At 39.1% G+C, this 21,418-nt stretch carries 16 protein-coding genes and 2 pseudogenes; 6 read left to right on the top strand and 12 right to left on the bottom strand.

Annotated features, from left to right (window positions below):
- The first annotated feature begins 42 nt into the window (after window positions 1-42).
- Window positions 43-513 carry a DinB family protein gene (locus AXI57_RS07045; protein WP_003328242.1) on the top strand — a complete coding sequence of 157 codons (471 nt, stop codon included), beginning with the start codon at window positions 43-45 and terminating at the stop codon, window positions 511-513.
- A gap of 111 nt (window positions 514-624) precedes the next feature.
- Here the strand turns inward: AXI57_RS07045 and blaOXA are convergent, their stop codons facing one another.
- Window positions 625-1,431: a class D beta-lactamase gene (gene blaOXA, locus AXI57_RS07040; RefSeq protein ID WP_061669679.1), complete on the bottom strand. Its 807-nt coding sequence runs from the start codon at window positions 1,429-1,431 to the stop codon at window positions 625-627.
- A gap of 658 nt (window positions 1,432-2,089) precedes the next feature.
- Here blaOXA and AXI57_RS07035 point away from each other — a divergent pair.
- Together AXI57_RS07035 and AXI57_RS07030 are read left to right on the top strand one after the other, a co-directional pair.
- Window positions 2,090-2,701 carry a DUF2306 domain-containing protein gene (locus AXI57_RS07035; RefSeq protein ID WP_061669684.1) on the top strand — a complete coding sequence of 204 codons (612 nt, stop codon included), beginning with the start codon at window positions 2,090-2,092 and terminating at the stop codon, window positions 2,699-2,701.
- Window positions 2,702-2,969: 268 nt separating this feature from the next.
- Window positions 2,970-3,386, top strand: coding sequence for a hypothetical protein (locus AXI57_RS07030; RefSeq protein ID WP_061669678.1), 417 nt, complete (start codon window positions 2,970-2,972; stop codon window positions 3,384-3,386).
- A gap of 156 nt (window positions 3,387-3,542) precedes the next feature.
- Here AXI57_RS07030 and AXI57_RS21705 read toward each other — a convergent pair whose 3' ends face one another.
- Window positions 3,543-3,791, bottom strand: a complete 249-nt coding sequence (locus AXI57_RS21705; RefSeq protein WP_174522097.1) for a hypothetical protein — start codon at window positions 3,789-3,791, stop codon at window positions 3,543-3,545.
- A 708-nt stretch (window positions 3,792-4,499) separates the two neighbouring features.
- On the opposite strand from AXI57_RS21705, the gene abc-f reads away from it, so the two are divergent.
- Window positions 4,500-6,134 (top strand): ribosomal protection-like ABC-F family protein, encoded by a 1,635-nt coding sequence (abc-f, locus tag AXI57_RS07025; RefSeq protein WP_061669677.1) that lies wholly within the window; start codon window positions 4,500-4,502, stop codon window positions 6,132-6,134.
- A gap of 357 nt (window positions 6,135-6,491) precedes the next feature.
- Here abc-f and AXI57_RS21965 read toward each other — a convergent pair.
- Both AXI57_RS21965 and AXI57_RS07015 read right to left on the bottom strand, forming a co-directional pair.
- A pseudogene (locus AXI57_RS21965) lies at window positions 6,492-6,599 on the bottom strand (methyltransferase); the annotation flags it as partial.
- A 74-nt stretch (window positions 6,600-6,673) separates the two neighbouring features.
- On the bottom strand, window positions 6,674-7,093 hold the full coding sequence (locus AXI57_RS07015; protein WP_061669675.1) for an Lrp/AsnC family transcriptional regulator: 420 nt from the start codon (window positions 7,091-7,093) through the stop codon (window positions 6,674-6,676).
- A 295-nt stretch (window positions 7,094-7,388) separates the two neighbouring features.
- Here AXI57_RS07015 and AXI57_RS07010 point away from each other — a divergent pair, with 295 nt between their 5' ends.
- Window positions 7,389-8,150, top strand: coding sequence for an MBL fold metallo-hydrolase (locus AXI57_RS07010; protein ID WP_061669674.1), 762 nt, complete (start codon window positions 7,389-7,391; stop codon window positions 8,148-8,150).
- 86 nt (window positions 8,151-8,236) lie between these two features.
- On the opposite strand, the gene AXI57_RS07005 is transcribed toward AXI57_RS07010, so the two are convergent.
- Together AXI57_RS07005 and AXI57_RS07000 are read right to left on the bottom strand one after the other, a co-directional pair.
- A complete protein-coding gene (locus tag AXI57_RS07005; RefSeq protein WP_061669673.1) occupies window positions 8,237-9,010 on the bottom strand; it encodes a GNAT family N-acetyltransferase in 774 nt (257 codons plus the stop codon).
- Window positions 9,011-9,228: 218 nt separating this feature from the next.
- The gene (locus tag AXI57_RS07000) at window positions 9,229-10,677 is read right to left on the bottom strand and encodes an aminotransferase-like domain-containing protein (RefSeq protein ID WP_061669672.1); all 1,449 of its coding nucleotides are present in this window, start codon (window positions 10,675-10,677) and stop codon (window positions 9,229-9,231) included.
- A gap of 133 nt (window positions 10,678-10,810) precedes the next feature.
- Between AXI57_RS07000 and AXI57_RS06995 the strand changes: the two genes are divergently transcribed.
- Window positions 10,811-11,710 (top strand): DMT family transporter, encoded by a 900-nt coding sequence (locus AXI57_RS06995; protein WP_061669671.1) that lies wholly within the window; start codon window positions 10,811-10,813, stop codon window positions 11,708-11,710.
- Between the two features lie 242 nt (window positions 11,711-11,952).
- Here AXI57_RS06995 and AXI57_RS20720 read toward each other — a convergent pair.
- The 6 genes and pseudogenes from AXI57_RS20720 to AXI57_RS06970 form a co-directional block, all read right to left on the bottom strand.
- A pseudogene (locus tag AXI57_RS20720) lies at window positions 11,953-12,168 on the bottom strand (hotdog family protein); the annotation flags it as partial.
- Between the two features lie 60 nt (window positions 12,169-12,228).
- Window positions 12,229-13,176, bottom strand: a complete 948-nt coding sequence (manA, locus tag AXI57_RS06990) for a mannose-6-phosphate isomerase, class I (RefSeq protein ID WP_141292208.1) — start codon at window positions 13,174-13,176, stop codon at window positions 12,229-12,231.
- Window positions 13,177-13,190: 14 nt separating this feature from the next.
- Window positions 13,191-15,128, bottom strand: coding sequence for a PTS fructose transporter subunit IIABC (locus AXI57_RS06985; protein ID WP_061669669.1), 1,938 nt, complete (start codon window positions 15,126-15,128; stop codon window positions 13,191-13,193).
- Window positions 15,129-15,276: 148 nt separating this feature from the next.
- Complete coding sequence (gene manR, locus AXI57_RS06980) at window positions 15,277-17,229, bottom strand: mannose transport/utilization transcriptional regulator ManR (RefSeq protein WP_061669668.1); 1,953 nt, start codon at window positions 17,227-17,229, stop codon at window positions 15,277-15,279.
- An 818-nt stretch (window positions 17,230-18,047) separates the two neighbouring features.
- Window positions 18,048-20,705: an MMPL family transporter gene (locus AXI57_RS06975; protein ID WP_061669667.1), complete on the bottom strand. Its 2,658-nt coding sequence runs from the start codon at window positions 20,703-20,705 to the stop codon at window positions 18,048-18,050.
- Window positions 20,702-21,157, bottom strand: a complete 456-nt coding sequence (locus AXI57_RS06970) for a MarR family transcriptional regulator (RefSeq protein WP_003328220.1) — start codon at window positions 21,155-21,157, stop codon at window positions 20,702-20,704. Before AXI57_RS06970 ends, AXI57_RS06975 begins: the two co-directional genes overlap by 4 nt.
- Window positions 21,158-21,418 lie beyond the last annotated feature (261 nt).

Raw genomic sequence — 21,418 nt, 5'->3', positions numbered from 1 at the left:
TTCCTGTATAATGAAGTTATGTCTATTAAAGGGGGATATTTTATGAACTCAATTGATGTAATCATTTTGAACTTTCATGAAGTCAGGAGAAGAAGCATAAAAGTATGGACATCTATTCCTGAAGAAAAGCTCCATTGGAAGCCAGATCATGAAGCAATGAGTTGTTTAGAAATGATTCGGCACGTATTGGAAAGTGAACATTATTACCATTTAGCAATTAAAAATAGAGGGAGTTTATCCGTCTTCAATTCCCCTTTCGAACATAGACCTTTCACCACTGTAACTGATGAATTGGCATTTGCGGAGCCATATCGCAATCAGTTCATCGATACGATCAAAACATTTTCCGAAGAAGACTTAGAAGATATAAAGATTGACCGAACTGATGCGGGGTACATAAGAGATCTAGGTGACATGCTGCTTCGGGTTGCCTATCATGAATCTGTTCATGCCGGTCAGTTATTGGATTATTTAAGAAGTGCAGATGTTCCAAGGGTCCGGGTTTGGGATTGAGCTTATTGACGCGTCACAATACCTTTCAAGCAATCTCTCGAGATACAAAAAGAGTAGACTATGCGTCTACTCTTCAGTCTTTTTTTCTACACCAAAACCGTCACGATGAAATTAATATAACTTATATTTCTTTAGAATATCCATTGTGATGTTTTTAGCTTCTGCACCTGTTCCATCAATATTCGTAACAAAACTATACGCTCGATTGTCTTTTTTCACAAAACCGACAAACCACCCTATGCCTGTCCCTGAACCTGTTTTTCCGTAAAGAGTAGAGTGATCTTCTTCCTCCTGAATCATCATCCGTTTTACTGTTTTCATGACATCCTTATCAAAAGGCAGGTTCTCTTTATACAGTCTTTCCATAAAGTCTGCTTGTTCTATCGGAGAAATTTTGAGTGTGCTGCTTAACCAAAACTGGTCAATTCCACCGCTTATATCTTGGTTGCCATAGGAAATTTTTTCGATCCATTCCTTCATTCGGCTTTCTCCAATGTCATGGGCCATCGCTTGATAATACCAAACAACTGAGTGCCTCATCCCAGACCCAAGCGTGTGATCTTGATTCCAGATGTCAATTTCCCGCTTCACACCATCCCAATATTTAATGGAGTATTCATCTTCTACAGCTCCTACCTGTAATCCAATAAGTGCATTAGGAACTTTGAAAGTCGATTGCGGTGCAAATCTTTGGTTGGCGCGTTCCTGATTATAGATAAATGTTTTGTCTTTTTTCATATCACGTAATATAAACGTTCCGTTATGATCGGCAAAAAATTCATCGACATCGAGCTTTTTGATATTCAGATTCTTTTCGGCAGCACTAGCTTCGCTTATTGGCTGTACACTTGTAGTAAATAATAGACCGGCTGCACCAATAAAAGCTAAGAAAACTGCTGACATCTTGCGTTTTTTCATATTTATTCACCTCAAATTCTCCGCTCAATACTAAGCAGAGAGACTTTTTCTTTCAGAACTTAGAGTTTAGGTCAGAAATATAGAAGACATATTTTTTCTGCAAACAGAGCAGATGCTTTAACCAACGATAATCATCCCGTTATTTGTATGAAAGGCAATCTGGATAACTTTCCGGGGCATACCTGAACCAACAGTTTTTCCGCCTGTACTTTTGAGCGCCCACCTATTGTTCGCCAGCATAAAAGCCATTTTTATACTTGAGAACTAATGAAAGGTTTTACAAGCAACAACTCCCTCTTTTTTCAATTTTCAGTATAAACAAACCCTTTTGTTTTTTCCACATCTTACATTTTTCTTCACCTATACGTTTAGATGAATTATTTTAAGTTTGAACACTATTGGTCACAAAATAGATTTAGATTGTGACTTCCGCAGGCGTGCAGATCGTAGATTGAGAATGCGGAGACGATTATGCGAACTTATTCTCTCAACAAAATATGCTCCGGGACCTCCATTCCATTGCGGTTTGCCATTGAAGGCCCCTTCTTCTATGATAAAAAAAGCAAAGCAACACATTTAACAGCATCCATTGAAGGAGGAACATAAACTGAGTCAGAGAAAGTTTCAAGGTCCAAGAATGACATACATGTATTCGACAATGCTGATTTTTATCATAATCTATATTTCTTACACTCTGCTTGAGAATTTGGTTACAGACTCGCAATCTGCAGATTTTCTGAGCCATAAAACAGTACTGCGTGATTCATTTAATCTTCCGTTTTGGTTAAATGTCATGTATGTTCACGTGATTTTTGCATGTTTCGCCATGTTAACTGGAGCAATTAATTTCTCCGGAAAAATAGTAACAAGCAACCGTAAGTTCCACCGATTGAACGGTTATTTCTATTTCATTTCTGTACTTATTGTGACACTGTCATCGGGCTATATGGCGCCTCACTCGACCGGTGGAAGAATCGTAAGTATAGCCTTTAATATGGTGAATATCATCTGGCCGGCGATGACGATAATCGCTATATATCAAGTTAGACGAAAGCAGTTCAACAAGCATCGGAAGTGGATGATTCGAAGCTATTTATTCTGCTTTACCAATTTGTTCATTCATATGATTACTTTTATGTGCACTAACGGATTAGGCTTCACTTATGAAATCAGTTACACGATAGGAGTTTATGGGGCAATTACGCTTAACTTTGTCATAGCTGAATATATCATTCGGTTTATTTTTAAAAAGAGACTAAACACCCTGTGATATCCAAACATAGTGAGCGCCATAATAACACTTTTGATATATAGTCAAAATAACTATTGATGCATGTGGACGCACTTCTATCCTAACAACCAAAAGGAAATGCCAGATAGATTGGATATCTACTCCTTTATGTGTTTTTGCGCACACGGCAATACTCATTCCAACTAAGCAAAGTTGAGCAATATCAAATTGTTGTTCTGAAAAACGAAAATTATGATAAGCTTCTATTAACAATATTTTTCCAAGTGTATGTTAGGAGTGATTTTTTGTGAGGAAACTAGTTTTGGTGTCTTTTTTTCTAATTATTCTAGTAAGTATTATAGTGAGTTTTTCACTATATAATGGAAAACATAATAAAGAACTAGAAGAATCTATCAATTCGGCTTTCAAGGAAAACAGTGTGGAGAAAATTGACTTAAACTCCTTAACAGACTTTGATTGGGATAAAGCTTATATATTTCCGCCTTACACCCCGCAAGAAAGCATAAATGAGCAAATCGGTATAAATTTCAAGGATCCAAGCAGCATAGATTATAGAGATGATATTTATTTAATTGTATTTGTTAATCATGATAAGGTCGTTCATTATGCAGAAATAAGTCGTGAAAATGGAGATGTCTCAACTCCAGATGACGCACTCACCCCATCAAATGCAACCTTAAAGATTAATAGAGATGTCTTTTAAAAAGCGGAGTGATGGGGGTCCGATTTTATCAAAAACGGAGTAGACAAATATCTACTCCTTTATTTTCTAATAATTCACCAAAACGTCGTGCAACCTGTCAGCAAACTCTTTAGGATGGATTCTATAGCCGTTATGATGTCTGGGAAATTCTACAACTTATGTTTCTAATTGTTCTCCTAATGCCCGGGCACAATGATAAGGGAAGAAATCCTGTGAAGTACTGCCGCCAGCTGGCAGCACCTGTACTGAGGAAGATTTTAATACATCTAAATCGAACGTACGACTGCAAATACCTGGTATTTCATACGTGATAAAATACTTAAGATTACCGATCATTCGCTTTGTATGCACGTCATTTATCGGATGAGATTGATCATCAGAATCTCTGCCTAAACTTGACGACAATTTTATGATCTCAAGGCGAAGATCCTTTTTTAGATTTTCCATGAATAGCTGAGGACATTGCTGAAACCATTTGTTATACACTTCTTCAAAAGTCACTAACAGGACAAATCATTAGAGCAGATAATGGTCAAACTATGTAAGAAACCATTCCCCTGCACAAGTTGAATGGGCGGAAGCATTCCATGCACCTATTTTCTATTCATGAAGACGTGTAAAGGAGCAAGCAGAGCGAGCATTGCAGGGAACATGATGTAATACGTAAGAGGGCAGCTTTAACGTTGTCCTTTGATTTTTGTTTAGCATGGCAAAGAAAAGAAAATGAGAGGCCTTTCATGTGTATGAAATAATAAATCCTTTTTATTTATACCCGGTCACTCTCACGTCTTCCCATTCATATTTTATATCGAAGTGCCTTATGGGAATTTGAATTGAATTCCCAATTTACTTTTGCTTTAACAAATGAGTTTATGCTATATTGATGTTAATAACATGAGAAGGGATGATGGGTGGACGATGATTAACTAATCTTATTTTTAACGTTTGAAATTGATATTTCAAATCATACAAAATAGGATTAGTCTGCCCATTTTCTATATACGTAAGCGCTATTTCTGAAGAATAGCTTATTTGATCATGGCAAAGGCACGGCTAATCCTTCCAAAACATTTTGGGAGGATTTTTTGTTCTCCCTTAAAGCGAGGGATATAGATGAAAGAACGATTAAAACTTACAAACGTCAGCTATGAAGTGAAGGATCTTACCGTTTTTAAAAACATAAATGCCAGCGTTCAGCAAGGAGATATCATTGGGATTATCGGTAAAAATGGAGCTGGAAAATCGACGCTGCTTCACCTGATCAACAAGGACTTAACTCCGTCACAGGGACATATCCAATGGATGCAGCACGGCTTAAAAACGGTGCTGGTTGAACAGGAGACTGAATCGTATTCCTTTGAGAATCAGACACCTGCCGAAGTGAAACTGCTGGAGAAATGGAACGTGCCAGCCCGTGATTTCAGCCAGTTAAGCGGCGGAGAAAAACTGAAAGCACGGCTGGCAAAAGGACTATCAGAGGATGCAGACCTTTTCCTGTTAGATGAACCGACAAACCATCTTGATGACATAAGCTTGCAATTTCTCATTCAACAGCTGAAAAATGTTACCGGCACTGTCATTCTCGTTTCGCACGATCGGTATTTCTTAGATGAAGCTGCCACGAAAATATGGTCAATTGAGGGCCACACGCTGACTGAATACAAAGGGAATTACTCTGGTTACATGAAGTTCCGGAAAGAGAAAAGACTGACCCAGCAGCGCGAATATGAAAAGCAGCAGAAAATGATTGAACGGATTGAATCACAAATGACAGAACTCACTTCATGGTCGAAAAAAGCCCACGCACAATCGACGAAAAAGGAAGGGTTTAAAGAATACTATCGTGTAAAAGCAAAGCGCACAGATGCCCAGATCAAATCGAAACAAAAGCGGCTTGAAAAAGAACTCGAAAAAACAAAGGCTGAACCTGTCGATCCGGAATATACTGTTCGTTTTTCAATTGATACAACTCATAAAACAGGAAAACGGTTTTTGGAGGTCCAAAACCTGACGAAGTCATTTGGCGAAAAGACACTGTTTCAAAACGCCCGCTTTACGATTCAGCACGGAGAAAAGGTTGCCATTACAGGCCCAAACGGCAGCGGAAAAACAACCTTATTGAAAGTCATTCTTGGACAGGAAACGGCAGAGGGAAAGGTGTGGATATCACCATCTGCAAAAATCGGTTATTTAACACAGGAAGTATTTGATTTGCCTTTAGAACAAACACCGGAGGAGTTATTTTATCAAGACACGTTCGAGGCGAGAGGAAACGTGCAGAATATCATGAAGCGATTGGGATTTACAGCTTCTCAATGGACAGAACCAATTCAACATATGAGTATGGGTGAGCGTGTAAAGTGTAAGCTGATGGTATATATCTTAGAAGAAAAAGACGTGCTGATATTAGATGAACCGACCAATCACCTCGACCTGCCGTCACGCGAACAGCTGGAAGAAACACTGTCACAATACAGCGGCACACTGATTGTGGTATCACACGACCGTTATTTTCTCGAGAAAACAACGGACAGTAAACTCGTTATCTCGAACAATCATATCCAAAAGCAACTAAACAAAGCTCCTGCCAAAAGAAATGACCAGGAGGAGCTCCGCTTACAGCTTGAGACAGAAAGACAAGAGGTGTTAGGCAAGCTCAGTTTTATGACGCCAAATGATAAAGCGTACAAGGAGCTTGATCAGGCTTTCAATGAGCTAACGAAACGAATCAATGAACTGGATCAATAACGTTTAAAGAATACCAAGGGCTGTTCGCTCTTGGTATTTTTCAAGCTTTCGCCTCAGCCCTTGCCAAAAAATATCGAAGGAAATGTCTAAAGACCGCTCAAATGATTGTTTATTCTCGTAAACCGTGAATGTTCAGCCATCCCATTCAGAACCGAAATTTATTTGATGAAATCGATCATGAGAATGTAAATCCAAGTCCTAAAAAGCTGCATTAAAAAAGACGCGTGTGAATGGACGTCTTTGTGTGCCTTTTTATATCAATTGTTGGCCGTTCAGTTCAACAGCAGGTGCAGCGGCCCCCTGTTTCCAGAGAACTCCACAGATCCAGATGATATTCACAATTTGTTTATCACCGCTCTTTACCTTTGCTACAGTCACCCCGTCACTAATTGGAATAAGAATGGATTCCAATTGCGGATGATTCGCCTCAGTCTGATTAAATGTCTTCATCACTTCAGTATCCTTCCGCCTTATAACAAAAACCAAAGGCTGACACCCTTGGTTTTTTTAGCATTCATATATTCTTACTTTATGCATTTTTATTGTTGCATATTATTAATAATAATAGACAATTTATAGTTTACATGCTTATTTAAGCCTACCAAAAATTCATCTAGCAATTCGTTAGAAGGAAATCTGCATTCCAGAAGATAACAGCCATCCCCGCTGATTTTATAATTATTGATAACGTATGTCTCTTGTGTTTTTATAAAGGAAAGATAAGGCTGATGATGCGTGCTTTTTGTATAGATATTAATCAAAGCATGGATAGAATATCCCAATTTGTCTTGATTCACTTTAATGGTATAACCATCAATTACTCCGTTATCTTCTAATTTGGCAACTCTGGATGCAGCGGCTTGGCCCGTCAAATGAACTTTCTCTCCTAATTCTTTCATTGTAATACGGCTGTTTTTAGATAACTCTTCTATGATTCGCATATCCGTGTGATCCAACATCATATCCTATCCTTTCAAAAGCATATGAAAACATCGTATGCGCAAAGTAATTTGGCAGCAGTAAATTGGCACCCGTGTCCGAGTTCCGAAAACACATTCACTTTTTAAAACCCGCGTTCTATTTTAGTTGTCTCCTGTATTCTCTCCGAAAGGATATCCTTTAGCCCGTTCGATGTTCATGTAATAGGTTCTTTCAACATTCAAGTAAAACGGCAAAAAGACTTGATTTTATCCATGTATTTGGTGATTGGTCATAGTATAAGCTATACGTATATTAAAGAAAAGGAGTTTTAACATGAACATTCAACAAATTCGTAATGCCACACTTGTTGTCGAATATGCAGGCAAAACGTTTTTAATAGATCCTATGTTAGCAGAAAAGGGCACTTACCCTCCATTCCCAAATTCACCAAGACAAGACCAAAAAAATCCTTTAGTCAGCTTGCCGACATCAGTGGATCATATGATCAACAATCTTGATGCAGTCATTGTCACTCATTTGCATTTAGACCATTTTGATGATGCAGCCAAAGACATGTTGCCAAAAGACATGAAAATGTTTGTACAAAATGAAGAAGATGCGAAAGAAGTAAGAAACGCCGGTTTTCAAAATGTCGAGATTCTCACAACAGATACAGTCTTTGAAGGTATTCAATTAATCAAAACCAAAGGCGAGCACGGCAGAGGAGACATTTTAAAACTTGCCGGTCTTGTATGCGGCGTTGTGTTCAAACACCAAAGCGAGAAAACGTTATATGTAGCCGGAGATACGGTTTGGTATGATGCGATCCAAGAAGAGATCGATACACACCAGCCAGAAATCATTGTAGTGAATGGAGGAAACAATCAATTCTTTGAGGGCGGCTCTCTCGTCATGGGGAAAGAAGATATCTATGAAACGCATCAAGCTGCTCCTCATGCAAAAATAATCGTGAGCCATATGGAAGCGGTCAACCATTGGACATTATCCAGAGAAGAATTAAAAAGCTTTATTCATGAAAAAGGCATGTCATCTCATGTACTAGTGCCGGATGATGGCGAATCATATTCATTTTAAATGGAGAAAAGAGTTCTTGTGGATAAGCATGATATTCTCCGTCAGCTTGGTGCTCAAGAAAAGGCCCTTCCTTAGAAGGGTCTTTATTAACCTGATTTTTTAAAAAAGATGGAGTATTTGGTTGATATCTCAAATCCTAGTTTTTTTGCTGAATGAATAGATGATTTGTTGCTGACATCACAATCCCAGCTAGGGCTGACGCCGTTTTCGAGACAATCATTTATAAACTTACTTCCAGCTATATAAGCGAACCCCATCCCTCTATATTCTTCACGTGTATAGATATCCATTTCCGCACGATTGCCGCCTAGAAATATGGAAGTGCACTCACTGACAACATGATTGTCATACAAAACAGCAAATCCAAATCCGTTTTTTAAAAAATTCGAGACTGAACCCCAATATTCCTCATAATAAGCTTTTTGAAATTCAGTGCTTCTTAAAATAATATCTTCATTTATTCTTTTTAATGTAAACCCCTTTGGAAGCTGAAAAGCCTTTATGGCAGAAATTTGTTGAGAAAATGCATATCGCATCATTTGGCTCAATTCATCATGCAGTACAGTTCTTATTACGCTGTCCCATGAACGATTAGAAGAGAACAGAGTAAATCTTTTTTTGGATTCTGTTTTCCTTTTGTATAAATCAACGATAAATTCATTACAATTTTGATTCCTTTCATCCCCGGCAACATAATAAATTCCTGAGCTGGTTCCTATCAGAAACGATTGATCATCTGCATAAACAACTCCTGAAATTGTTTGTTCTAATATTGAATAGACAAATGTCGGGCAACATGTTTCTTTATTATGTAACAATGTTTTGACATCACTATATTGTTCTTTTTTTACCTCCTGCAAACTGTACCCTCCTATCACTTTCTCTCTTTATTCTATCCGTAAAAGAATTCCCCTCTTTTAAGAGACACTTCTGTTTTTTAGAACAGCCAGTAAGATGAGGAGATACCTACTCCTCTGCATATTCATTTTATAATTTCTTAGAACTTATAAAAATAAAAACATACCAACATTGTTTGGTATGTTTTTTGATAGATAGTTTCTCAACATTGAATGCATATTTATTTACTTGCCAGTTCCTTAATGATCAAACTTAATTCATAAATTCCCTTTTGGAGATCTTCAAGGGATGCATAAGCGTATGACAAGCGAATATAATTGCCTTTTTCCTGAGCATAGATACTGCCAAGATTGAGAAGAATCCCTTTTGTTAAGGCTTTTTTATAAAGTAATTTCATAGATATCGAAGGCAATATTTTTAACCAGATAAAGAATCCCCCCTTTGGAATAGTCCAAACAGCTGCATTCTTCATATTGGTTTCTAAAGCGCTCGTAACAAATTGCCTTCTTATCTTTAATTGATGTCTCACCTGTTCTAGATGCTTCTGATATTGGCCAGATGTAAACCATTCCGCCGCAACTCTTTGAGATAACGAACTGGATCCGTAATCTGTCTGCATTTTAATGTCAGATAAACGTTCAATCACTGGCTCTGGCCCGACTATCCATCCAATCCTTAAACCTGGACTTAGCGTTTTCGATAAACTTCCTACATATAGCACATGGCCGTTTTTATCTATTGTTTTAATAGGATATGGCGGGATTTCATCTATCCACAGTTCACGATATATGTCGTCTTCAATAATGGGAAGCTGTGTTTTCTCGCTTGCCGCAAGGATTTCTTTCCGCCGCTCTTCTGACATTAAGATACCAGTCGGATTATGAAAACAAGGGTTTGTATATAATATGGCTCTTCCCCGTTCTCCCTTTGTCATATGAATATGGTTTGGCAAAAGCCCCTCTTTATCCATAGGAAGTCCGGTCAGATTCATTCCGGCTGATTGAAATACATGTAATGAATAAAGGTAAGATGGCTGATCAAGAAAAACAGTTGATCCTCTTTGCAAAAGCCCCATTGATATAAGCTGTAAGGCTTGCAGTGCTCCTGAAACAATAAGAATGGATGAAGGTGAAGCATGAATACCGATTGTTTTTAAATAATCACTCAATGCCTCTCTTAAAGGTAAGTATCCTTTTGGTTCCTCATATCCGAACGCCTCTATGTTTTGAGATACCTTGCCCATAATTTCTTTCATAGCAGACAAAGGAAAAATCTCATTTGAAAGTTCTCCTTTGCTGAGCTGTATAAGATCAGAATTTGATTCTGATTTATTGATCTCTTGAACAATTCTTCGGCTTGGCTGCTGGATTCCCGAAGTTACGTATTTCTCCCAATTGGGTGCAGAATTCTTAGCCAACAGTGTCCAAGTATTGTTGATGACAACTGTTCCTTTACCCATTCTGCCTTCAATTAACCCATCTGCCATCAATTCCTCTAACGCTGTGATAACCGTGCTTCGATTTACATGAAAGTCTTTTGCAAGCGTGCGCTGGCTTGGAATCTTACTTCCAATCGGCCACTCTCCATTTCCTATTTTCTCTTTTATATAATCAATGATTTGTAAGTACTTAGGAAGCTTTCTAACTGTTTTTTCTTCTGTAAAGCTCATCAAAAGCAGTCTCCTTCAACTAAAGTGGTTGGGTCAAAAATTATGTAACTGGTTGAAGCCATTTTATCAAATCTCTATTAGTATAAAACACACTAAATAACTGGTTGGTTTTTGTAGAGAAGGAGTGAAGATCATGAAAAAGAAAACTGTTCAACTCATCATATCTTACAGTCTTATGATTGGTTTGTGGGCATCAGCTTTTCCGGGAATTCGTGTAGGTCTGGAATGTTACACACCAGAACACCTTGCTTTATTTCGTTTGTTAATCGGATCGATGGCATTGTTACTTTTTGCTGTGCTGACTAAAATGCGCTTACCTGACATGAAAGATATCCCTGTCATCTTATTATTAGGGTTTTTAGGTTTTGCACTATATCACATTTTGCTTAATATCGGTGAAAAAACAGTTAGTGCCGGGATTGCAAGCTTACTCGTAACCACAGCACCGATCTTTTCTGCGGTGTTGTCTCGACTGTTTTTTGGTGAACATTTTGGTTTTTCTAAATGGATTGGCTCTATCATTAGTTTATTAGGTGTGTCATTTATTTCATTTGGCACAGGAGACCATACGCATTCAATGAAAGGTATTCTGTTCATCCTGCTGGCAGCTTTTGCAGAGAGTATTTATTTTGTTTTTCAAGCCCGTTATATAAAAAAGTATGGTTTTATTCCATTTGTAACATTCACGATTTGGGGTGCAGCCATACCAATGCTTGTTTTTCTGCCAGGCTTATGGGAGGAGTTTGTAAATGCCTCAATGAACTCCACATTGTCTATCGTTTACTTAGGTTTATTACCGACGGTCATCCCGTACTTTGCACTTGCATATGTAACTTCAATGGTCGGTGCTTCTGAAGCAACGATTTCACTTTATGTAACACCGGCTTTGACGTTGGTGATTTCCTGGATGTGGATAGGCGAAATGCCTGCATTTATTTCACTGCTAGGCGGAATGGTTACTGTCAGCGGAGTGTGTTTCACCTACATAAAAGGAAGCAAAATGAAGATGTTAAAGGTGATTAGAAAGTTCTAATTTCCTTTTCTATCAAACCGCCACTTCTCTTTCCTTTACTGCCTTGATGCACGGTATCAGTACTCTACTTCATGTCATTGCAGGAATGACGGGTTCATAAAAAAATGCATGGTAAAAAAAACATACCAATATTATTTGGTATGTTTCTTTCTAAATCCATATCCATAGTTAAGAAAGCATATCTTAATTATACTCTCATCGTTTTATCAATTGGTGATTAAAAACCTCTAATGTTACATTATTTATTGCTTAATCAATACCGATAACTCACCTTCAAATACTTTTTCTTCTTTATGATTATAAGTAGATAACAGTAAGTATTCCCGTTTCGTTTTTCTTTGGTTTCTTATCTAGTACCTCAACAACCATATGCAGTTCATCATCTGGATACATGGGTTTTATGAATTTAATAAGGTCATCTCTGTTCCAGCAATAATATCGTCGCCATAGAAACCCTCTTACCTTAGGTTCGTTCTCTATATCGACTTAAAAAGTGAAACTCGTCCTAATGTTTTATTTTACAGATTAGATACGATACACTCCGCATCCCCCGCGAGTTTGAATTCCCCAAACCCGTAAGGCAGCAACATATGATCTCCTTTTTTAAAGTCATATGTACGCTCGCCGGAGATCATCCGGCCTTCTCCTTCGAGGACACTGACAAGAAGGAATGATTTTTGCTGTTTTAAACTTGCTGATCCTTTTAAATCCCACTTTTCCACTGAAAAATAAGGGCACTCAATCAATACAGCTATGCGCAAATCATCTATTTGTTCATATTGAACCGTTTGCTGATCTGGCGCAAATGGTACGTCTATCACTTCTATGCTCTTTTCCAAATGGAGCTCGCGCAAATTGCCTTCTGTATCTTTACGGCCATAATCATATAATCTGTAGGTTGTATCGGAATTCTGCTGTGTCTCTAAAATGAGAATGCCTTTCCCAATTGCATGAACGGTGCCGCTTGGCACATAGAAGAAATCCCCCGGTTTTACCTTTACGCGGCGCAGGAGCTCGTCCCATTTTCCAACTTCTATCATCGAGATCAGTTCTTCCTTTGTTTTTGCGTTGTGGCCATAAATGATTTCTGCATCTTCTTGGCAGTCTATGATATACCAGCATTCTGTTTTTCCGAGCTCCCCTTTTTCACGCGTTTTTGCATACTCATCTTTCGGATGCACCTGAACGGATAAGTCTTGATTTGCATCCAAAATTTTCGTAAGAAGAGGGAAGCGGTCTCCCTTCAGATGTCCGAATAAATGCCGATGATATTCCCATAATTCGCTGAGCGTGAGCCCCTTGTATATCCCGTTTTGAACAATGCTTTGTCCATTTTGATGAGCTGCAAAAGCCCAGCATTCCGCCGTTCGTTCTGACGGAATGTCATAGCCGAAAGCAGCCAAAGCGGTGCCGCCCCAAATCTTTTCTTTGAAAACAGGCTTGAAAAATAACGGTTCAGTCATCACGAAAATCCCCCGCTTTATATGATTTCATCTAGGAGTTGGTATGCTTCTTCTTTTGTCTGCACAGAGAGCAGCCTTTCCCTATAGCTGTCATCCATCAGTTTTCGAGATAGCATTTGCAGCAGTTTCAGATGCTGGTTCCCTCCGCTATCTTTCGGAACAGCGATCATAAAGATTAACTTTGCTTCTGATCCATCAAGACTGTTCCAGTCAATACCTGATCGTTTGATTCCAAACGCTACACTCGGCTTCTTGACGGCATCAGACTTCCCGTGCGGAATCGCGATATTCATGCCAATCGCCGTTGTCCCCTCTTGTTCACGATTCATGATCGCTTGTTTAAAACCGCTCTCTGAATGCAGCATACCTGTACGGGACAATTTTTGAATCATTTCATCAATAATGTCATCTCTGGTTTCGCCTGATAATGTTGGTTCAATAAGATCTATACTCATAATGTCTGTCAGCTTGTTAATATCCGTCTTCTCCATCTGTCTGCTTTCCGCTTCATTGTGCTGTTGCGGAAAGTCATTCGATGCTGCAGCTTCACTCAGCCCGGCGGGTGAAACCGTAATATCTTTTTTTAGTACATTAACTAAAAGAGCAGTCGTAAGAGATCCGGCAATCACTGCAATAAAAAACATCAATACATGATCAACGGCGCCTAGTACTGCAACTATGGGCCCGCCGTGTGCTACTCTGTCTCCGACATTGCCGATCATAGCGATCACAGAACCAGTCATAGAACCTGCCATAATCCCCGGAATGACGCGAAGTGGATCCTGTGCCGCAAATGGAATGGCTCCTTCAGTGATGCCGAAGAGCCCCATGGTAAATGATGCTTTTCCCATTTCTCTTTCCGACTCCTGAAATTTTCTTTTTCCAAAAAACGTTGCAATCCCAAGGCCGATCGGCGGTATACAAATGGCGACGGCAATCGGTCCCATAATTTCATAGTTTCCTTCTCCGATCATGGCCGATCCAAACAGGAATGCCACCTTGTTTACGGGACCTCCCATATCAAATGAAATCATTGCGCCTAAAATCAATGCCAGCAGGATGGAGCTCGAACCTTTCATACCTGCCAGCCATACCGTTAAAGATTCGAAAATTTGGGCTACAGGTGCACCGATCAAAAACACAAACGCCAAACCTACAATAAGTGAAGCGAACACTGGAATAATAATAATCGGCATAATCGGCTGAATCGCTTTTGGAACCTTTAATTTTTTGATCCAAAGGGCAGCATACCCCGCCAAAAACCCGCCGATGATGCCGCCGAGAAAACCGGCGCCGCTTGCACTGCCGTAAAAGCTTCCCGTCGCTGCAATATATCCGCCGATCATTCCTGGTACAAGCCCAGGCTTATCAGCGATGCTGTACGCGATATATCCGGCCAAAATCGGTATCATGAATGAGAATGAGGCACTTCCGATCTGTTCAATCGTTTTCCAAAAAGAATCATCCGGAATGACTAAGCCTTTCGGTGTTTTCTCACCTCCAAGCGTCAATGCAACCGCTATCAATAACCCGCCGACGACGATGAATGGAACCATAAAAGAAACACCGTTCATTAAATGACGGTAAATCGGATTTTGTTTTTTCTCCTGTTGATTGCCGACTTCCGATTTTGAAGCTGAACGGTAGACCGGCACATCGCCGCTAAGTGCTTTTTGAATCAATTCTTCCGGTTTGCGGATACCATCCTGAACCCCGACAGACAACAGCTTTTTTCCTATAAACCGGTCTTTGTTTACCGAGCGGTCTGCAGCGATAATGATCGCGTCTGCTTCACGAATCTCCTCTCCGGTCAGCTCATTTTCCACCCCGATTCCGCCTTGGGTCTCGACTTTCATTTGGACGCCTAATCTGTCGGCAGCTTTTTGAAGATTTTCCGCCGCCATATATGTATGGGCAATTCCATTCGGACATGATGTAATCGCTAACAGTTTCATACGAGTCCTCCTTTAAAGTATGATTCATAAGGCCTGTAACAACTGTATATCAAAATCATGCTGGTAAAAGCGCTGTTTTTTACCGTTAATTCCGGAAAAACTAGCATTTTTCCATATACAAAAAAAGCAGGGCATCGAGGCCCCGCTTTTAATAATCCAAATAAGATAAAAATGTCATAACATTTGTTTCTTTCGTCAGCTTATGAATAAATGCCGGCTGCTCACTAAGATATGACAGTTCATGGAACAATTGCTTTGTCATGTTTTGATCCTCGTGTTTGACAGCCAGCATAAAGACGAGCGACACTTTTTCAGCACCCCAATCAAGCGGCTCTTTTAATGTGGCAATCGCAATGGCTGATTGTTTAATAAATTTAGAGTTTGCATGAGGAATCGCAATGCCAGCCCCAATGTTTGTCGCCGACATTTTTTCTCTCATCACAGCATGAATGGCATACTCCTTTTCCACATAGCCTTTCTCGTATAAGACCATTGCCATCTGTTCAATCAGCTTGTAGCGATGAACTGACTCTTGCTGCAAAAAAACTAAGAAAGGAGTCGTATTGTTCAACATCTTAAACGTTTTTTGTGTTTGGCGTTGCGATTCTTCAACCTGATCCATAAATGCACTTAGCTTCTTCTCATCAGAAGGCTCCAATAGCGGTGATACAACAATATGAGGAATCGGTACATGTTCCAGCGCTATCGTGGAAATGACAAGATCTATGTCCCCATGCTTTGTTGTGTAATCTGTTAAATCAGCTTTTGCAATACAGGCCTTCACAGCGATTTGATGAAATTTCCGTTCAATTTTTGTTCGCAGCAATTGTGACATTCCAATGCCCATGTGGCAGAGAATGATTGCCTTTTTATGCTTCTCGCTGCTGTGGTGCAAACGTTCAACCGCAGCTTGAAAATGCAATGTCAGATAAGCGGCCTCTTCCTCAGGAATAGAAAGAGCAAACGTTTGATTGATGTCTTCCAGAACGTCAATGATCATATGAAACAGATAAGGGTACATTTTTTTTATGTCATTTAGCATTGGATTTGATACAGAAAGATCGTAATTCAGCCGGTTTAGCACTGTATTGAGATGGATGTTCAATCCGTTGATCAAATCCTGATCACTATGAAAATCAAGCATTTTCAGCTCTGATACACGATCGATTAAATGCCGCACAACCATAGAAAGCAAGGGATTTTCCAGAACCTTTTTCTCTTCTTCCCGAGACCGAAAACGAACTTTCCCGCCGAGTATATGCAGCGTTAAATACACGGCTTCTTCTTTAGGAAAGCGGATGGCAAAAACCGCTTCCAGCCGTTTTAAACATGCAATTGCCCATTGATATTCGTTCTTCTTTTCTACTGCTGCCATTTCTGTTGGCGAAATCGAGATTGGCTGCTTCATTTTGATTCGGCGTATCATCAGCAATGTATGCAATAATAAATTCTCGAACGTTTCATCTGTGAAATAGATAGAATGGTGCTTTTGCAATGTTTTGAATTCATTCGACACAAATTCCACTTCATGACTTAAGAACTTGCTTTTAATAAATTGACTTGTAAACTCAGGATTATCAATCAAATCAGATATTCTGGCTAAGGCTTTTCTTTTATTTCTTTCATTTCCCTCGATCTTTAAACCGAGCCGCTGCTTTGAAACCAATTTGAGATCAAATCGCTTCAGCCATTCTTCAATTTCATGTAAATCCCTTTTAATAGAAGATTTATTCAAAAAAAGCTGAGCGGCAATTTCTTTTGCCGAAACATGTTTTGGATGCATTAATAATTTGTAAGCGATTTGCAGAATTCTTTCTTCATCGGACTGCTGCTTTGAAGCAAAATGTTCAGTACCTAATTGTTGAGTTAACCGGGCCCTTTCATGTTCTTCTATATTTAAATAGACACCTAACCCTGGTTTGCGAATGAGCTGAGCAGGAGAATGTTCATGCAGATAACTTTCAATCGTTTTCAGATCATTTCTGATCGTTTTTTCAGAACACTTTACCCTGTCGGCGAAATCTTGCACGACTAAATAGTCATCAGGTTCAGATAACAACAGATACAAAATGTCTTTTTGTCTAGTATTCATGTATCTCATCTGTTTTTTCTATCCTTCCTGTGTGTTTCACTCAAATGATGTACTAATAGTATAAATATACTACATGCGAAACCGCTTACATTATAAAATAAAATAAAAGCGCTAAAAGTTTCGTTTTTTACCGAAACTTCCGGAAAAATTGGATTTATGCTCAGAAAACTTAGCTGTTCATTCATCAAAAAGAAGATACTCACCATAAAATATTGCTCAGGACAAGCTTCAATCGAGATGAATTTCTTTAGGTATATAAGCACTAATTAATGGATGAGCACCTAGTTTATTGCAAGAGCTCCCATAAAGTTTATAAAAAAAGAGCAGCTCCTCAGCTACTCACCAAAACACTTATTAATATTTAATCAGTCATTACCTGTACTGGCGGCTTCACCATGTCCAGGTCCGACAGCATTCAACACGACCCAAGATTTTGCCTACTATCGGGGTTTTTGTAGTTTTTTATATCCTTTTTCTGTATTTCATTAGCACTAAAAACCATTAAATGTAGCTTATGCGATATGGGCTGGATGAGGAGCAGTGGGGACTACACTGATTTCAATTCTAATGTGGAAAGAAAAAATTAATCTTGCAAGCGGTATAGGAATTTGTTTAATTGTTGTAGGGGTTTACGGTTATTGATCTAGGAAATGAAGCAGGTGTCTACATGAAAAGCTGAGAAAAAATGATGGGCGGTACCCGAAAATTAAATAAAGTAAAAACCCAAGAAAAAGCATTTGAAAAAGCGAAATGTGAGAATAAACATGTCTTTGTGCAGTTCTAAAAAAGAGTGATGAACAGAAGCGCTGTCCATCACTCTCATTTGATTATTCCTTCATTTTCTTCCTCACAAACGGCCACCAGTTACCTTCTCCAAACGTAACGATAATTGCCGGAAACAGCAGCGGGAGGATGACAAGTCCGTATAGCAGCAGACCAATAATGACGACACTTGCCACTTGCATAAGCGTATTTACTCCTGAAGGCATCATCGCCGCGAATGTGCCTGCCAAAATGATGGCCGCTGTAATGATAACAGATCCCATTTTGCTCATTGATCTGACTACACCTTGATGAATTCCAAGGTGTACCTCTTCTTTAAAACGATCGAGCAAAAAGATCGAATAATCTATACCTAAAGCGATCAATATGACGAAACTAAAGAATGGAACTGCCCAGCTGACCCCATCATTGCCCAAGAAGTTAACAAAAATTAATTCCGTAATCGATATCGAAGTGTAATACGTAAGCAATAGTGATGCCATCATATAAATCGGCATGACCATTGAACGGAACAAAATGGTTAACACTACAAACAAACCAATAATCATAATGACCATTGTTCTTGAAAAGTCTGTTGTGGATAAATCTTTTAAATCCGCATTTGTACTGGACACCCCGCCATATACAATGTCCGTATCCTCTAATGGTGTGCCGGCGACTTCGTTTGCTACGGCTTTTTTGATCTTATTTACTGTAGTGATTGCTTGTTCTGAATAAGGGTTTGAATCCAAGACGACACTTAATTGCACACCTTTACCGTCTGCAAAGGAGTAACGATCAATTGACGTCTTAAAATCTTTATTTTTCATAACACTGTCAGGAATGAAGATACCCGTATCACGAATTGTTGAGCTTTTACTCATTTTCTCTAACATATCAGAAGATGCGGTTATGCCGTCCGAAATTTTAGTAAGGCCGTCATTTGCACTCCTTACACCTATGGCAAGCTGATTCAGACTTTCTGTCAGAGAGCCTGCTTGCTTTTGCTGGCCTGAAAGCTGTAGATCGGCTTGTTCAAGCCCGCTTTGAATCTGCCCCAACTGCCCGCTGATTGCTGTAAGCTGAGGTACAGCCTGCGCGGTATTGCCGGTTTGAGAAAGCTGCTTGCTGACAAGCTGTAACTGTTTATTGATTTTCCCCAACCCGTCTGCTGTGTCCGCCAGTGAACCGCCAGAATCACTATTTGCAGCCGTTCCGGTTTGTCCGGCCATTTGGTTTAGTCCTTCTTCTACATCTGTTAAACCGCTTTGGACATCGCCTAGTCCTTTGACTGTCTTATCCAATCCGTCTGATACCGAGCCTAGTTGATTATCAATATATAAATCTTTGATTTTCTCTCCGGTTGGCTGTGTGATTGTCATGACAGAATCGACATGATCCACTTTCTCGATCGCTTTACTTATATTCCCGAGATATGGGATGGTTTCAGCAGTCGCTACATCTTTTTCTCCTTTAATCACCACATTCACAGGAAACGCTTTTCCTTCACCAAATCCATCTTTGATTGTTTGCAGGCCTTTTATGGATTTGTAATTGCTGCTTATTTCGGCAGTCGAATCGAATGAAATCTGATCATCATATGTCAAAATGAAAGGCAGCGTAATAATAACTGTAATAACGATAAATAGGAACGGACGCGCAACCGAATGTTTGCCAAGAAAAGTCCACAATTTATTGTCACTATGAGATAAAACTTTCTTAGACGGCCAGAACAATTTCCCACCTAGTGTCACCATAAATAGTGGCAGCAGGGTAAATAGGACGATCATTAATATCCCAACCCCAACCGCGACTCCCACAGCCGATTGGAATATGGCAAATTTCGCAAAGCCTAAAGCAGAAAACCCGATCAATACCGCAAAACCGCTGATAAATATTGTTTTCCCACCTGTACGGTAAGCGATAAGAGCAGCCTCTTTCTTGTCATGTCCGTTTGCTAATTCTTCACGGAAACGGGTGAGAAGAAGAATACAGTAATCGGTTCCAATACCGAACAGTATTGCGACTAAAAATGTTTGGGTGAACGTTGAAATAGGAAAATCAGCATTATACACTAAGATTCCCAATATGGATTGACTGATTAAATAGGTGAAACCAACAATAATAATAGGGATAAAAGGTGTCACGATAGATCGGAAAACAATCAGCAGTAAACCGATAATCAAACAGACTGTGATCACTTCCGTTTTCTTTAGCCCGTCCTCTGAGCTGTGTCCGAAATCCTGATTGATTAGAGAAGCTCCCGTAATGTATGCCGTCAAATCATCGGGAACGATTTTATAAATATCGTCGGCGATTTTTTCCGCCTTTTTATCAGATCCCGTAATGGTTACAGGAATAAGAACTGTTTTCTTATCTTTAGAAATCAATTGATCTTTGACTTCTTTTTCATCTGTCAAAGGAGACATTACCTCTTCAACACCGTCGATCTTTTTGATTTTACCAATCATTTTACGGAGCTGATCTTCTGTATCTTTCTTTAAAGCATGGTCTAATGTAAAGACAACGCTTATCGAGTTATTATTTTCTCCGGCTTGTTTTAGAATGGCATTTGCTCTTTCCGAAACCGAATCAGCAGGAAGCTGTGACTGCCCCTTTTGATTGGCCAGCTCCGTTAAGTTCGGAGAAAATAAACTCAATACGACCGTCAGCGCTAAGATGACCGCAGCTATTGCCCATTTGAATTTGATTATGAACCTCATTCTGCAAGTTCTCCTTTAAATTTTCTTTTTATGATGGTGAATATTTCAATGAAGGAATCTAAATGCTCATCATCTATATCGTCGATAAGCTCTTCGAGAGCGTTAAATACAGCTGAGTCTAATTCTTCCTTTATTTTTTCTCCCTTTTCCGTGATTTTAATAAGCTTTGAGCGTTTATCACTCTTGATTTGACAGTCATCCCATTCAACCAATCCCTTTTCCAGCAGCTTCTTTAATCTGTTAGAAATAGCACTCTTATGGACATTTTGTATTATAGCCAAACTGCCCGGAGAGGATGGGCCTTTAATTTTTAAAATCATTAACAGGTCAGCCTGTTCTCTTGAAATATGTTCGAATACATCCTGATTTACTTCGCGATGCACAAACTCTGTGCCTTCAAATAATACTTCTGCAAAGAGTTCTATTGCCTGACATAGCTTTTTTTCATCCAATCGTATTCCCTCCCTGCATTATAGTTTATCCCTATAAACTTTATGATTGATGTCAATTAGTTTATCCCGCTAAACTATGTCCTGTCAACATGTTATTTTCAAACAAGGAATGTCTAAAATCAAACAATGGTTTACCTAAACAAAGGCAAAGAAAATAAAAGAACAATCTCATTTAGAGGTCATCAGTTATATTGATATATAAACAAAGAATTTATGATTATACCCTACAACCAAAAACATACCAACATTGTTTGGTATGTT

Origin of the sequence: Bacillus atrophaeus (assembly GCF_001584335.1) — a bacterium.
GTDB lineage: Bacteria > Bacillota > Bacilli > Bacillales > Bacillaceae > Bacillus > Bacillus atrophaeus.
Note: the sequence above shows the minus strand (reverse complement) of the source record. Positions and strands in the feature narration are given on the sequence as shown.

Coding starts and splice junctions, on each gene's coding strand:
- AXI57_RS07045 (WP_003328242.1), top strand. CDS start 43: ATGAACTCAATTGATGTAATCATTTTGAACTTTCATGAAGTCAGGAGA.
- blaOXA (WP_061669679.1), bottom strand. CDS start 1,431: ATGAAAAAACGCAAGATGTCAGCAGTTTTCTTAGCTTTTATTGGTGCA.
- AXI57_RS07035 (WP_061669684.1), top strand. CDS start 2,090: ATGCTGATTTTTATCATAATCTATATTTCTTACACTCTGCTTGAGAAT.
- abc-f (WP_061669677.1), top strand. CDS start 4,500: ATGAAAGAACGATTAAAACTTACAAACGTCAGCTATGAAGTGAAGGAT.
- AXI57_RS07015 (WP_061669675.1), bottom strand. CDS start 7,093: ATGTTGGATCACACGGATATGCGAATCATAGAAGAGTTATCTAAAAAC.
- AXI57_RS07010 (WP_061669674.1), top strand. CDS start 7,389: ATGAACATTCAACAAATTCGTAATGCCACACTTGTTGTCGAATATGCA.
- AXI57_RS07000 (WP_061669672.1), bottom strand. CDS start 10,677: ATGAGCTTTACAGAAGAAAAAACAGTTAGAAAGCTTCCTAAGTACTTA.
- AXI57_RS06995 (WP_061669671.1), top strand. CDS start 10,811: ATGAAAAAGAAAACTGTTCAACTCATCATATCTTACAGTCTTATGATT.
- AXI57_RS06985 (WP_061669669.1), bottom strand. CDS start 15,128: ATGAAACTGTTAGCGATTACATCATGTCCGAATGGAATTGCCCATACA.
- manR (WP_061669668.1), bottom strand. CDS start 17,229: ATGAGATACATGAATACTAGACAAAAAGACATTTTGTATCTGTTGTTA.
- AXI57_RS06975 (WP_061669667.1), bottom strand. CDS start 20,705: ATGAGGTTCATAATCAAATTCAAATGGGCAATAGCTGCGGTCATCTTA.